This is a genomic window from Methanosarcina mazei S-6, assembly GCF_000970205.1.
Lineage (GTDB): Archaea > Halobacteriota > Methanosarcinia > Methanosarcinales > Methanosarcinaceae > Methanosarcina > Methanosarcina mazei.
The window spans coordinates 2,353,555-2,367,538 of the sequence record NZ_CP009512.1 but is presented as its reverse complement, the minus strand read 5'-3'; the positions used below and the strand labels follow the sequence as shown (position 1 = coordinate 2,367,538).

9 protein-coding genes and 3 pseudogenes are annotated in these 13,984 nt (G+C 40.3%); 7 read left to right on the top strand and 5 right to left on the bottom strand.

The genetic code is table 11. From position 1 onward, the window contains the following. The first annotated feature begins 395 nt into the window (after positions 1 to 395). A complete protein-coding gene (gene eno, locus MSMAS_RS10125) occupies positions 396 to 1,682 on the top strand; it encodes a phosphopyruvate hydratase (RefSeq protein ID WP_011034744.1) in 1,287 nt (428 codons plus the stop codon). 93 nt (positions 1,683 to 1,775) lie between these two features. On the opposite strand, the gene MSMAS_RS10120 is transcribed toward eno, so the two are convergent. Both MSMAS_RS10120 and MSMAS_RS10115 read right to left on the bottom strand, forming a co-directional pair. Beyond that, positions 1,776 to 1,967, bottom strand: a complete 192-nt coding sequence (locus MSMAS_RS10120; RefSeq protein ID WP_048046533.1) for a hypothetical protein — start codon at positions 1,965 to 1,967, stop codon at positions 1,776 to 1,778. Continuing rightward, positions 1,967 to 2,802: pseudogene (locus tag MSMAS_RS10115) on the bottom strand (IS110-like element ISMma5 family transposase); the annotation flags it as partial. The gene MSMAS_RS10120 and the pseudogene MSMAS_RS10115, both read right to left, overlap by 1 nt. A gap of 93 nt (positions 2,803 to 2,895) precedes the next feature. On the opposite strand from MSMAS_RS10115, the pseudogene MSMAS_RS10105 reads away from it, so the two are divergent. Next, positions 2,896 to 4,353, top strand: a pseudogene (locus MSMAS_RS10105) (IS66-like element ISMma15 family transposase). Positions 4,354 to 4,358: 5 nt separating this feature from the next. Here the strand turns inward: MSMAS_RS10105 and MSMAS_RS10100 are convergent. After that, positions 4,359 to 4,781, bottom strand: a pseudogene (locus tag MSMAS_RS10100) (IS110 family transposase); the annotation flags it as partial. A gap of 740 nt (positions 4,782 to 5,521) precedes the next feature. Here MSMAS_RS10100 and MSMAS_RS10090 point away from each other — a divergent pair. Beyond that, entirely contained in the window at positions 5,522 to 7,117 is a 1,596-nt protein-coding gene (locus MSMAS_RS10090) for an AAA family ATPase (RefSeq protein WP_011034746.1), read from the top strand. 271 nt (positions 7,118 to 7,388) lie between these two features. Beyond that, on the top strand, positions 7,389 to 9,035 hold the full coding sequence (locus MSMAS_RS10085; protein WP_048037588.1) for a vWA domain-containing protein: 1,647 nt from the start codon (positions 7,389 to 7,391) through the stop codon (positions 9,033 to 9,035). 78 nt (positions 9,036 to 9,113) lie between these two features. Here the strand turns inward: MSMAS_RS10085 and MSMAS_RS10080 are convergent, their stop codons facing one another. Next, positions 9,114 to 10,826, bottom strand: a complete 1,713-nt coding sequence (locus MSMAS_RS10080; protein ID WP_048046531.1) for a thiamine pyrophosphate-binding protein — start codon at positions 10,824 to 10,826, stop codon at positions 9,114 to 9,116. A gap of 540 nt (positions 10,827 to 11,366) precedes the next feature. Between MSMAS_RS10080 and MSMAS_RS19530 the strand changes: the two genes are divergently transcribed. Genes MSMAS_RS19530 through MSMAS_RS10065 form a run of 3 tightly spaced genes read left to right on the top strand, consistent with a single transcriptional unit; the run spans position 11,367 to position 12,975 of the window. Further along, on the top strand, positions 11,367 to 11,813 hold the full coding sequence (locus tag MSMAS_RS19530) for a hypothetical protein (protein ID WP_011033920.1): 447 nt from the start codon (positions 11,367 to 11,369) through the stop codon (positions 11,811 to 11,813). Continuing rightward, positions 11,810 to 12,511, top strand: coding sequence for an IS1 family transposase (locus tag MSMAS_RS18850; RefSeq protein WP_155395171.1), 702 nt, complete (start codon positions 11,810 to 11,812; stop codon positions 12,509 to 12,511). Before MSMAS_RS19530 ends, MSMAS_RS18850 begins: the two co-directional genes overlap by 4 nt. 20 nt (positions 12,512 to 12,531) lie before the next feature. Further along, complete coding sequence (locus tag MSMAS_RS10065) at positions 12,532 to 12,975, top strand: pyridoxamine 5'-phosphate oxidase family protein (RefSeq protein ID WP_048040263.1); 444 nt, start codon at positions 12,532 to 12,534, stop codon at positions 12,973 to 12,975. Between the two features lie 39 nt (positions 12,976 to 13,014). Here the strand turns inward: MSMAS_RS10065 and MSMAS_RS10060 are convergent, their stop codons facing one another. Then, positions 13,015 to 13,782 carry a hypothetical protein gene (locus tag MSMAS_RS10060; protein WP_196296816.1) on the bottom strand — a complete coding sequence of 256 codons (768 nt, stop codon included), beginning with the start codon at positions 13,780 to 13,782 and terminating at the stop codon, positions 13,015 to 13,017. Positions 13,783 to 13,984 lie beyond the last annotated feature (202 nt).

The window sequence follows — 13,984 nt, the reverse complement described above, 5'->3', positions numbered from 1 at the left end:
TCCTTGAAAGCTGGAAATAAATACTTCAGATAAATAAATAATCGGCTTTAGGCGCATTAATCTCTTCTATCCTTTAAATGGGGAAGATTTGCTCTGAAAAGATATGTGTGAATTCTCAAAACAGGATTCCTTAAAATGAGATTCCTTACATACTGCTGCCCTGAGATAGAATTGTTGTAGAAGAATAAAAAAGGAATGTCTCCTCTGAAAAAGAATATCTCTTCCGGAAAATGCAGGCACATCACTCAGTTAAATTATTCGTCCGAACCGGATAAAGAATTAAATACAATTCGGACATGTAACGCTTAGATTAACTGACGCATAGATCAACTAAAAGTCAAGTTCAAATAACAGAATATATGTATAGATAGTCAGAGATTAGAAAGGGTGAAATGATGTCGTATATCGGTTTACAGCAGGATTCTGGAGAATATAAGATCCAAAAGATACATGCTCGGGAGATCCTGGACTCAAGGGGAAATCCCACAGTTGAAGTTGATGTGTTTACACCTAAAGGATTTGGCAGGGCAAGTGTTCCTTCAGGAGCTTCCACGGGTACTAACGAAGCCCTTGAACTGCGTGATGCAGATCCTAACAGGTACGGAGGAAAAGGAGTCCTGACCGCAGTCAAGAACGTAAATACCATTATCCAGAAGGAACTGCTTGGACTTGATGTGCGAAACCAGCGGGAAATCGACGAGCTTATGATAGAGCTCGATGAGACCGAAAACAAATCTAACCTTGGAGCAAATGCCATTCTTGGCGTATCCATGGCAGTTGCAAAAGCTGCAGCTGACTCTCTTAATATACCGCTTTACCGTTATTTCGGCGGCTCCAACGCTTTTACCCTCCCAGTGCCCACAATGAATGTCCTGAATGGAGGAAAACATGCAGGAAACGAGCTTGCAATTCAGGAATTCATGATTCAGCCGAAAGGCGCAGAGACCTTCTACGAAGCTCTTCAGATCGGGGCTGAGATTTACCAGACCCTCGGGAAGTTCCTGGAGAATAAATACGGACGCTCTTCTACTAACGTGGGTTACGAAGGCGGGTACGCTCCAAAAATGGGCGAGTCCACAGAAGCCCTTGATGCGCTCGTACACGCAATTGAAGAAGCAGGCTATACCGAGTCTGAGGTCACAATAGGTCTTGATGCCGCAGCAACCGAGTTTTATGAAGAGGAATTCTATAACATTGACGGGAAGAAACTGGCTGCTCCTGAACTGCTTGACTATTATGTGGAGCTTGTAAACTCTTACCCGATCCTTTCTATTGAAGACCCCTTCTATGAGGAAGCCTTCGAAGACTTTGAAGCGCTTACCAATGAACTCTGGGACACAATCATTGTAGGTGACGACCTCTTTGTCACAAACATTGAAAGGCTGTCAAAAGGAGTGGACATGGGAGCAGCAAATGCCCTCCTTCTCAAAGTTAACCAGATTGGCTCAATCTCGGAAGCTTTTGATGCCGCAAGCATGGCTTCCAGAAACGGCTACACAGTAATTGTAAGCCATCGCTCTGCAGAAACTGAAGATACGACCATTTCAGACCTCGCGGTTGCAATAGGAGCTGAAATGATAAAGACCGGTGCACCGGCACGCGGCGAGAGAACTGCAAAATACAACCAGCTTCTCAGAATAGAAGAAGACCTTGGCGAAGTTGCACATTATGTGCAGCTCTAACCCTTTTTAATGCAGTTTTCTAATTTTTTACCTTTTTTATTTTCATTCTTTTCGGCTTTTTACTTATTTTCAGTTTTTTACTTATTTCCTTATTTACATTTCCCTATTCTTATTTCCATTTCCATTTTCATTTTCATTTTCTTCTTTACATTTGGCATGAAAGTCCATGATGAGAAAACTCATCACGTACTCTCTCCTTCCTTTGGCATGAAAGTCCATGATGAGAAAACTCATCACGTACTCTCTCCTTCCTTTGGCATGAAAGTCCATGATGAGAAAACTCATCACGTACTCTCTCCTTCCTTTTTTCCCATAATTGCGATAATTCCACTAATTATTGTTATCCTTTCATCAACCGAGAATATGTCTGCCTCAACAATCTTTCTCTTTTTAACTTCTCCCTTTTGGTATCCTGTTTCATCTTCGTACATCTCATCGTTTGTGATCAAATGCCATATTATTGTTGCAATTTTCCTTGCTAAGGCAATAATTGCCTTAGCATATCCAATTGTCTTCTTTTTCCTGTTAAAAAACTCCTTTAATCTGCTATTTTTCTTTCTTGCTGCTGCTTGAGCAATCTGAGTTAGAATCCACCTTGCTACTTTTGATCCTCTCTTAGTGATTCTTCCGTTATGGTATTTATCTGCAGATTGATACACATTAGGAACTATTCCAAGCCATGAAGCAAGTTTATCTCCCGTTGGAAAATCCCTGAAATCTCCTATTTCAGCAATTAGAGTTGCCGCACCAAGCTCTCCAATACCTGGAACTGACATCAAAATTTCCATTTCCCTTTTATGCTTTTGATAAGCATAATTGAAAATTTCTCTTTCAAGAACTTCAATTTCTTCATCTAAATGTTTTATAAGGATTTCAGACATATCTGAAGCCTTATTGCAGCACTCTGTGATACTTCTCTATCCAGAATTTCCCTTATCTGAACACTCTTTTTCCGAACATTTGGAGAAAGCGACTCTATAATTTGATCAATATTTTTACCTGAAGAGATTCCTGCTAGAATTGCTCTACCATTTTTTCCAAAAATGTCAGTCAGAACATCACCCAGATGTAACATTTCGGAGGAAAGAATTGCATGAGCTTCATTTTTAATGTCCGTTCGTAACTATTCAGGTAGAGCCTTTGAAAGGCTACAATTTTTCCTCTTTTCGAGGAAAAATTGCATATAAATTGAATCCTATTTCCTTTCGTTATTATGCTTACACGTGAAGAGATTCTTATCATTTATGACGCTGGTCCTGAAGCTGTAATTTCTGTAATCCAGAGGCTTGAGACTATCATAGAAGAACAATCTATTCGTATTGCTGAACTCGAAGAACGTGTAAAGGTATTAGAATCTCGTTTAAACCAAAACAGTCGTAACAGCAGTCGCCCTCCTTCTACTGATTTTTTTATCAAGGAGAAACCTAACCCCAAGAGTCTCCGTAAAAAGAGTGGCAAAAAACCTGGAGGTCAAGATGGTCATCCAGGAACAACTCTTGAAATGGTTGATCATCCTGAGTAGGTAATAGAACATTCTTTGAGTTGCTGCAAAGAATGTGGCCATACTCTTGAGAATGTTGAAGTTGAAGCCTATGAGAAAAGACAGGTCTTTGATATTCCTCCTGTAAATCTGATTGTTACAGAACACAAAAGTCAGATAAAGACCTGCCCTTACTGTGGAAAAATAAATAAAGCTGTTTTTCCTGAATCAGTTAAATATCCAGTTCAGTATGGTCCAAATATTTTAGCTTCAGCTATTTACTGTAAAAATCACCATTTTATCCCCTATGAAAGAATTTCCGAATTTTTTGAGGACATAATGGGAATAAAAATCTGTCCTGCTACGATAATTAGAGCAGAAAGAGAATGTTTCCAGAATTTAGAGGAATTTGAAAACGTTATTAGAGAGAAGTTATTAGCCTCGCCTGTAATCAATTTTGATGAAACTGGTATGAAGATTGAAGGAAAAAGACACTGGCTTCATGTAGCTTCTAATGAGAAATACACCTGTTATTTACCTCACTCAAAAAGAGGAGCAGAAGCAATAGACGCTATGGGTATTCTTCCGGAGTTTAAGGGAGTAGCAGTTCACGACGGATGGAAACCTTACAACGTTTATGACTGTGATCATGCTCTCTGTAATGCTCATTTACAGAGAGAACTTACTGGAATTGAAGAGAACTATAAACAGCAGTGGGCTAAAGAAATGAATGAATTGCTCACTGAGATGAAAAAGTATACCGACGAATGCAAGGATCAAGTCAAAGAACTGGATTTTGAGCAAATTAAAGCATTGGAAGAAAGGTTCGATGCTATCATAATTAAAGGAATTGAAGAAAATCCACAATCTCTAAATCCTGAAAAGAAAGGAAAACGTGGAAAAAATCCAAAAACAAAAGCAAGGAATCTGCTAGATAGGTTTATAGAACACAAAGAAAATATTCTGAGATTCCTGACAGATTTGAAAGTTCCGTTTGAGAATAATCAAGCAGAAAGAGATATCAGGATGATGAAATTACAGCAGAAAATATCAGGAACTTTCAGAACTATACAAGGAGCGGAAGCTTTCTGCAGAATTAGAGCTTACATCTCTACAATTAGAAAGAACGGATTACCTGTTTTGGAGGGTATTATAGCGGCGCTCAAGAGAGCGCCGTTAACTATACCCTGAATAGTTACGTCCGTTCTTTTTCTTACAAGAGTTAGGCGAAGCCTGACGTATGACCTGAATTCTCTATGTTTCTTCGGAAAAACTCTTGATGGTTGAACCATCTTATTCAACGCAAGTTTTGCAATTACTTCGGAATCTATTTTATCTGTTTTTTTATGTGTAAATGCTTTCATATCTCGAGCATTTCCAACTATAACAGGCAAATGATCTATCAATGCCTCATAAATCGGAACCCAGAAATCACTTGTTGATTCACAGGCAACAACATCACATTTTTCAGAGGTTACCAAATTTTTAAGATCTAAAATCCCATCATCATCTCTGGCAAAACGATGTTGTTGTTTTTCACCGGATCTACTGAGGATAGTAGCAATAACAAAACGTTTGTGAATGTCTAAACCACAAGATTTGTTTATTTCTCCGTCCAATTTACATTACTCCATCATTTCCAGGACAGTAGAATTGCTTCAAAGGCAATTTGGCATCCGTGATCAAGGTCACATCTGGGCCTTCGATGGCAATTCAATGGTTAGTTTTTTGACGGCTTCGGAGAACCAAAGTAAAAACAACCTTCCTGTCCAAAGGTAATGATGGAGTTCTATTATCAAAAAAGCTAAGTGAAAAAGACTTTCATTTTTTGGGCATGTTATTCCAAGAATATCATGTGTGTTTTTTATTTTTTTCTTTACATTTTCATTTTCATTTTCTTCTTTACATTTGACCACGTTACATATGACCACGAGCAAAAATCTTCTGCATCTTTTCTTATGGCCCTGCCTTGGGCATGGAGTATGAGATTTTACGGCAAATGATTATAATTTATCCATTTTTTAGTCCTTTTTATCAAAGCATAGTGAGAGAAATGTACAGAGAGCTGTTGTACTGTACAGCGAGCTGTTGTACTTGCAGTCCGACTCCGGAAAACTCAGGATTTTCTGTGAAATGAGGCGTGATACTGGCAGGAGAAAGAAAATTGCAAGATTTAAAATAGGATCAGGCTAAAGACTTAGAAAAAAGACTGAAAACAGCTTTCGAAAACTCTTTTATCCAGCGTTACCTCATTATGGAATTATCTTATCAATAAAATTATTTCATAACCACACTACCATACTGTTGTACTACCATACCGTTATATGACTATTACAGTACCATATTACCATACTGTTATATGGCTATTACAATACCGGGAGGCTTGAACCTGAAAGAGACCCTTCTTGAGATAAAGGCAGAATTTGCAGGATACTTTAAAGAACGCGAAGCTGAGATTAACGGCTCTCTTCTCGCTGTCCTTTCAGGAGAAAACCTTCTCTTTCTCGGTCCTCCCGGTACGGCCAAAACCCAGCTTGCAGGAAGCATCTGCCAGATAATTGAAGGAGGGAACTTTTTTAATTATCTCCTGACCAGCTTTTCCACTCCTGAAGAGATTTTCGGGCCCCTTTCCTTAAAAGCCCTTGAAGAAGACGAGTTCAGGAGAAATATAAACGGATGCCTCCCGACTGCCCATGTTGCTCTGCTGGACGAGATCTTTAAAGCAAGCAGCGCTATCCTCAACAGCCTCCTTACCATACTGAATGAAAGAAAATACCATAACGGAAGGGAGATAGTTGATGTTCCCCTGCTGTCCGTCTTCGGGGCTTCAAATGAACTTCCGGAAGAAGACGAAAGTCTTGAAGCCCTTTATGACCGTTTCCTGTTCAGGTACAGGCTCTCATATATCCAGGACGATGAAAACTTCAAAAATCTTCTTTTCAGAGAACCCGAAGATTTCAGACCTTCTGCACGCATTCCGGTCTCAGAAATCGAAGAGCTCCGCAAAAATGCAAATTCTCTTTCTGTTGACCCTGATGTTGAGATAATAATTACGGAACTCAGGAAGAATCTCCAGCTTCAGGAGATAGAGATCTCAGACAGGCGCTGGAAAAGAATAGTCCAGGTCTTGAAAGTTGCAGCCTGCAGCAGCGGGTGTTCGGCTGTTGACAGGACAATGGCTCTTTTGCTCCAGCACATGCTCTGGAACCTCCCCGAAGAAAGAGAGACCATCAGAAAAGCAGTTTTTAAGCTCGTCGTTTCAGGAGGAACAGATACGGAAAAGCTCCGCCAGGATGCTGAAGACTTGAGGACAGCACTCAGTATTGCCCTGAAAAACGAACTCCCTGTTAGAGTAGTCTGCGACAGCTGCGGGGAAGAGTTTCAACTGAGGGAAACTCTTGAAGTCCATCACGCTGCCTGCCCGAACCACAGCTATACTCTCAGGCAGGAGGGGAATTCGAGGATTTACCCTTACGATAACCTTGTGAGGGAAATTGAATCTCTTCATGTGAGTTCAGGAAAGAAAAGTACCCTGTCTCAAAGCCAGAGAGAGGTTTTCGAAATAGAATTCGAAGCCCTGGCTGACAGGATAAACAGAGTAAAAAAGCGCCTGGAAGAAGAAAAAGAACTGCTCAGGGACCTGATGGAGGCAAACATCTGGCTTTCGACTGCTGACAGGAACGAAGCCCTGCTCCTGCATGATACCGGTAGCTCAGAGCTTTCAGGCACGGAAGAATTCATAGCTGAAATCCGTGATATTCTGAGCCTGCAAGATAAAGGAGGTAGGGCTGCAGGATCCGTACCCGTAAAACCTTCATCTTCCGGGCTATTATCTGAAGTTTCTCACTCAGGCTCTCATGCCGCAAAGGTGGAAGCAAAAGTCCAGGCATCTGATTTGGGAAACAATGCCGGAGGTTTCATAAAAGGGCTCGGGTCCAGATTCAAGCTCAGATAAAAAGCAAAACTGGTATCGAAATATTGTTTAAGGTGTTAAGATATTAGTCAATATCAGATACTGGTCAGTTATTGATGTATTGTCAGTTATTGAGGTGTTGGTCAGTTATTGATATACTGATCAGTTATTGATGTATTGTCAGTTATTGATGTATTGTCAGTTATTGAGGTGTTGGTCAGTTATTGATATACTGATCAGTTATTGATGTATTGTCAGTTATTGATGTATTGTCAGTTATTGAGGTGTTGGAACGGAAGACAAAACCGGTTTTTTGAGCTCTCTGGACAGCGCCCCATCAGGGTTTTACTCGTTTTTTTCAAGAAACAGGCTCTGGCATGATTCTCTTTCAGTCCAGAGACAGACGGCTTTTCTTCTTGGAGGGGAATTGAGAAGCATCATCGCTTATCCCAGGACAATCCCCAGGTCTCTACGTGAAAAAATAGCTGAAGTTATCGCACTTGAAATTCTTTTTGGCCAGCCGTATGAGATAAAAGATACTGAAAAGTTTATAGGACTTGCAGGGGCTTTTTACCCGATTTTCCTGACTTTGAAAAACTCAAGGCCATGGCCCAGGCTTCAGAAGATTGCAAAACGAAGCAGGGGAGCCGGGGTTGCATGTTTGAAACTTCTTCTTCCTTTAATTTATGACCTTATGGAACGCTTTTCAGAAAATAGAGGCCGGAATTCGGAAACAGGATTATTAAAGGAACTGGATGCTGAAACAGAAGCCATCCTGGAGGAATTTGAAAAAATCCTTAAACAAACTTTCCTCCTGAGGCAAAAAAGTTATTCAGATGACTCTTCATCTGGAGATTCTCCGGGATCAAGTTCTTTTTCCGGGAATCCCGATATTTATGAAGCTGTCCTCGGCTTCATGCAGCAGGACGGAAGCCAGGCTTTTCTTGACGGGATAATGGAAGGAGTGTACAGCAGGATGCAGGAGTTCATCTCTGAAATGGAAGAAAACCTGGACCTGTTTGATACCCTTGCCCTGCTCTTCCCTGGCAGAAGCTGGAGTTATTCCGTAAAAGAACTTAAAAAAGAGCCTTTTTATGTCCAGCTCAGGATGTTGAAAAGCTATTCGGCTTTTTTTGAAAAAAACCCTGACCTGAGGAGGATAATAAATTTTATAGGCAGGCAGGAATTTGACCCTCCTTCTGAGCGCATACGTTATTCTCCTTTTGGAAAAAACCGGATCCAGACCGTGCGGTTTTCGGACTCGATAAATAGCCTGCTGCCCATGGAAGCCGCAAAGCTCCTTAACCCTGCTCTGAAGCGAAAATTCTATGCTGACATGCTTGAAGGAAAACTCCTGAGCTACCAGCTTCTTGGCAAACACTACACAGGCCCTCCCCGAATAAAACCCAGAGGCCCTATGATTGCGCTCGTCGACACCTCGGGATCAATGCACGGGACTCCCCAGACCCTTGCAAAGTCTGCAGTGCTTGCAATGGCAAAGCTGATGCTCTCCCAGCAGCGGGACATGAAGGTTATTCTTTTTGCCTCTACGAGCCAGCACCTTGAAATCGAGCTCAGCAATAGAAAAAAGATGTCAGAGAGGTTTCTTAACTTCCTTCTCTACACCTTCGGCGGCGGGACAGATTTCAATACCGCGCTCGCTTCAGGCCTTAAATCCCTTAAAGAAAAGGATTTTCAGGGCGCAGACCTGCTTTTTATTACAGACGGGAAGTCTGAAATTTCTGATGAACTTGTCCTGGCTCGCTGGGAAGAGGCAAAAAAGAAGTATAACGCAAAGGTCTATTCCCTGATCGTCGGAGGCAGCGGAGCAGGCGGGCTTTCGCAGATCTCGGATTATACGTATATTGTGGAGATGGAGCAGGATAAGGAAAGTTCTGGAGGCAGAGTGAAGCTGGTAAAATGTGAGACCGGAGGATTTGAAATTAATAAAATTTCCTGAATATCCGGAACTGTTTTATCCGTAACTGAAACTCTGCTTTCTGTTTCTCCTCCGTCTCCAGAAGATAGTCCTTAGATGTCAAGTTGATTTAATGTAAGGACCCAGAATCATATCTTTATAAGACCCTCCAGCCGGAACCTTCGGATACAGGACCTCTTCCCTGTCTGTGCAGGCTTCCAGGAAGCAAGGTCCCTCTGCATCAATAAATGCTTCCATTTTCACATTCAAATCATTTCTGTTGCTTACCCTCTCTGCATAACTGAAACCAAATGACCTTGCAATCTCTGCAAAATTCACATCTTTTGGCCTTTGTGTTCCTGTGCGTACTCCTTCATAAGCTGCATCCTGAAGGTTCTGGACCATACCATCGCTTCTGTTATTCAACATGAGAATCTTGATTGGAAGGTCCAGTGATGCAATTGTATGCAGTTCTCCCAGATTCATTCTCAGGCTGCCGTCACCATCGATTGCTATGACTCCTGAATGTGGGTTCGCATAATGGACACCAATTGCTGTGGGCAGGGAAAAGCCCATTGTGCCAAAAGAGCCGGAAGTCATGAAAGATTTTGGGCATTGCATTGACAGGTACTGAGCTGCAAGCATCTGGTGGTTACCTACACCAGTAGTTATCTTTGTGCTTTCGTCAACGTGGTTTGCAAGCATTGAAATTACCTTGGCAGCCTGTATGTATTCGGATGATCTGTTGTAATTCAGAGGCCACGACTTTTTCAGGTATCTTGCACGTATCTGCCATTCCCGAATATCAAGACGGATATTATGCTTCCTGGCATAGTTCAGCAGGTCGCGTAGCGCTGTGGCAGCATCTCCTATGAATGTGAATTTCGGGCTGCGCTCGATTTTTATCTGATGCATTTTCTCAGGATTAATATCAATATAAGCTATGTCAGTGCCTATTGCAAACCCGACCTTTTCCGCAACCCGGTCATCCCATCTTACTCCGATGGCGAAGAATAAGTCGTTCTCCTGTATGAGCATGTTCGCATAAGGTGTACCGAACATTCCCAGCATTCCAAGGTTCAGGTCATGCCTTTCGTCAACGACGCCTTTTGCCATAAGTGTATTGACAGAAGGTATTCCGAAAAGCTCATTGAATTCCCTGACTGCCTGGCTTCCTGACTCAGAATTCAGACCGCCTCCGAGATAGAGCAGGGGCCTTCTGGAGTTGAGCAGCAGCTTAAAAAAATTTTCACACTGGCCTTCAGACAGATGTCTATCATCATGATAACTTCCCTCGAACCTTTTGACGTCCATACCATGATACTCATGGTTTTTTATCTGTTTGTCAAGAGGAAAATCTATGACTACAGGTCCGGGTTTTCCTGACTTTGAAAAGTAATAGGCATCCTTGATTATGGTTTCTATGTCATCACCATTGGAGAGCTGTATGACCTTTTTGGCTGCATCCCTGAAGATACCTCTTACGTTAATATGCTGAAAGGAATCGGTGCCTATCTTATGCTCAGGGACCTGCCCTGCAAATACAAGCAGGGGAATGCTGTCCCCATAAGCATCAGCAACACTCGTGAGCGTGTTAGTTATGGCAGGTCCGGATGTAACTATAGCCACACCTACCCGGTTACTTGACCGTGAATAGCCTGCCGCGCTGAATGCTGCAGATTGCTCATTGGAATTAACTATAATCTCAATATCACTATGCCTGAGGGCATGGAATACCGGAAGTATTGCTGCTCCCGTATAGCCAAAGATATGTTTGACACCAAGGTCCTCCAGACACTTAATCAGGACTTCTGCTCCATTCATTTCTTTCATCTTAAAACACCCGGAAAGAAACAAAACTGGCACAGAATGCACTATTCAGTATAATAACCAAAAACAGCACACTTGAGCCAGAATGATTTCTTTTTCTTGCTCAAGCGAATAGTACTACCACTACTACAGTTACTACGGATACAGGAAAATCGGATTCCGTGTACTTTGTGGTAGAACTTAACATTAGGAGAGTAGAAGAAGAATCTTATACTTAAGAGTTGTCATGGGTTTTCTGACTATTCGGCATCGGAGCGTGGAGAAATTCTGAAAACCGATTGCAGAAGAATTATTAATAAACCAGCCTATAAAAGCTGAGCATGTCTTTTTTTCAAGTTTTATCTTATCTAATATTGTTTTAGATGTAATTATTGTTTTAGATGCAATATCTAAAATATAAATGAAAAGTTATCAGGTTAGTAAGCTTTATAGAATTTAGTAAGCTTTATAAAATTTTTCACAAATTATCTCTTTCAGGTGAAAAAAATGGGAAGCCAGAAATTGGGTCGTGTCCTCAAATCATTGACTTAGTTTTATATAATCTTGAATCTATTATTATTTGGGGGCATCTTAATCACTTCTGAAATCGATTTTTCACAATTTTTTTGCTGGAACAAAGACTGCACTGATTATGGAATTAAAAATCAAGGGAATATAGTCCTTAAAGAAAGATATGGTAAAAATAACCATGCTCTTTTTAAATGTAAAACTTGTAAAAAATGTTTTAGTGAAACCAAAGGTACAATATTTTTCGAATTAAACACTCCAGATGAAGAAGTTCTAAGGACAATAGCTATGCTTCCTGAAAAAGGCAGTATTCGTGGAGTTGCAAGAGCTACTGGACATAGTAAAGACACTATTTGTAGATGGCTTGAGATTGCAGGAACCCATGCAGAAGAAGTTACAACTTATTTCCTCAAAAATCTTAATCTTACGAGAGTAGAGGTTGATGAGATCTGGTCATATATAAAAAAAAGCAAAAAAATGTGACTGACGAGGATTCTGAAGAGTGTGGGGATGTGTATTCACTTACAGCAATCAAAAGTGACACAAGATTGCTCCTTTCTCATCATGAAGGAAAACGTAGTGCTGAGGATGCTATAGAGTTATTTAAAGAAGTTGAGAAGATGCGTTCCACATCTTCTCCTATTCCTGTATTTACCTCAGATGATTGGGATGCCTTTGAAGAAGCACTTATAAACGTTTATGGTAAAATCGAGTTGCCACAATACAAAGGTATCGGAAGAAAACCGCTACCTAAACTGGTTCCACCTGACGATTTAAAATATGTCAAAGTATTGAAGAAAAAGGTAAAAAATTATGTAGTTGAAACAGTTCAACGTATCATCTTTGGAGATCCTGATGAGATATTCGAAATGCTTGGAGCTGATGCGGATAGTTATATTGGAACTTCTTATGCAGAAAGGATTAACCTTACGATAAGGACATCTCTTGCAAGATTTATAAGAAAAGGAATGAATTTCAGTAAAACCAAAAGGATGCATCAGAAAGCTATTGATTTATTCCAGGCATGGTATAACTTTATAAAACCTCATAAGTCTCTAAGGCTAAAAATAGATTCTGGAAACAGAAAATGGTTTCAAAGGACTCCAGCTATGGCAGAAGGAATAACTGATCACATATGGAGTTTAAAGGAACTATTAACATTTAGAGTTCCTGTTCAATAATATGAGGACACGACCAGAAATTGATATCTGACAGGCAGCAAATCGAAGACATCCTTTCAAAAGCAAAATTTATCCGCATCGCTCTCTCTGATGACGAAACGCCGTACATCGTCCCAATGTCTTTCGGCTATAAGGAAAACGCTATCTATCTCCACAGCTCCCAGAAAGGCAGGAAAATTGAGATCCTTAAAAAGAACCCCAGGGTCTGTTTTGAAGCCGCCGCCGAAACAGAACTTATTACTGCTAATGACCCCTGCAAATACAATGTCCGTTACAGGAGTGTTATTGGGCACGGGCAGGCAAAGTTTCTGGAAGATTACGACGAAAAAGTCAGGGGGCTTACTGTGCTTTCAGAGCATTACGGAATGGAGGGACCTTTTGAGTTTGAAGAATGGAAGGTTAACAGGCTGTGTGTGATTAAGATTGAGATTGAAAGGATGACCGGGAAAGAGAGTGGATTTTAATCCCGTCCCTTTACCTCGGAAAATATTGAAATTGAATGGTCAATCTTTGAAAACATTATTGCAAATTAAGATATAATCAGATTGTAGCGAATGATTCGGAATCTTATATCTACTTTCAAAACTCTCATCTGCACCGATAATTGCCGCAAATATTTCGTAATGATTGAGACCTTCTCTATCTATAGACATTTTGAATGCCTTATACAAATGATCGAATGTTATCCCTTTTTCTTCACAAATGCAGCAACTTATTATGTGGTGAACAAGCACATTTGATTTGAACTGTTTCCATCTTTTATATTCTAGCACAGACTTTTTCCATTCAATTATTAACTGATTCCACTCAGAAGATTCAAAATATTGATCAATTGAGGAATCAAGATCAAATTCAGGTATATAGGAACCAACAACACCGTTTTCTAGAATACCATCATCAATAACCCCTTTTTCCCTAAAAATCAAGATGGGCATATCTATTTGGAAAGCCATGGAAGGTTCAATTTGACAGTAGGGACTTGTAATCCATTTTTGAGAAATATCGTACTGTGTATGTCCTGTCAGATTTGTATTAGGTTTACCAACTCCTTTTTCTATAAAACCTCGCCTAAATGCAACTGATAATAGCCCATGAGATTCATTTATTATCTCTCTTATTTTGATTAATGGTGCTGAAGTACTATTGTCGGTAATTCCTAGAGTTCTCGGCTTGAAGCCGATTTCTACTAAATGTCCTGCAACTTTGCGGATAAATTTTGTTTGTTTTTGATTGAACGGTTTTGCATAACTAAGAAACACTGGAATTTCCATAGAACCATTTTAAAAACTCTTTTGCGATTATGCGGAAATTTAAAATTAGATTTGATCCCATCAGCTTTTGATTAGAAACCATCATTTCACAAACGATTAAAAATTTTTCGTTTTGATATATAGAAGCGTAGCAATAGATAAAATAGTAAGGAATTCGATTTTGAAGGCCGATTATTAAAACATCTGTATAAAGGCAAGTTTA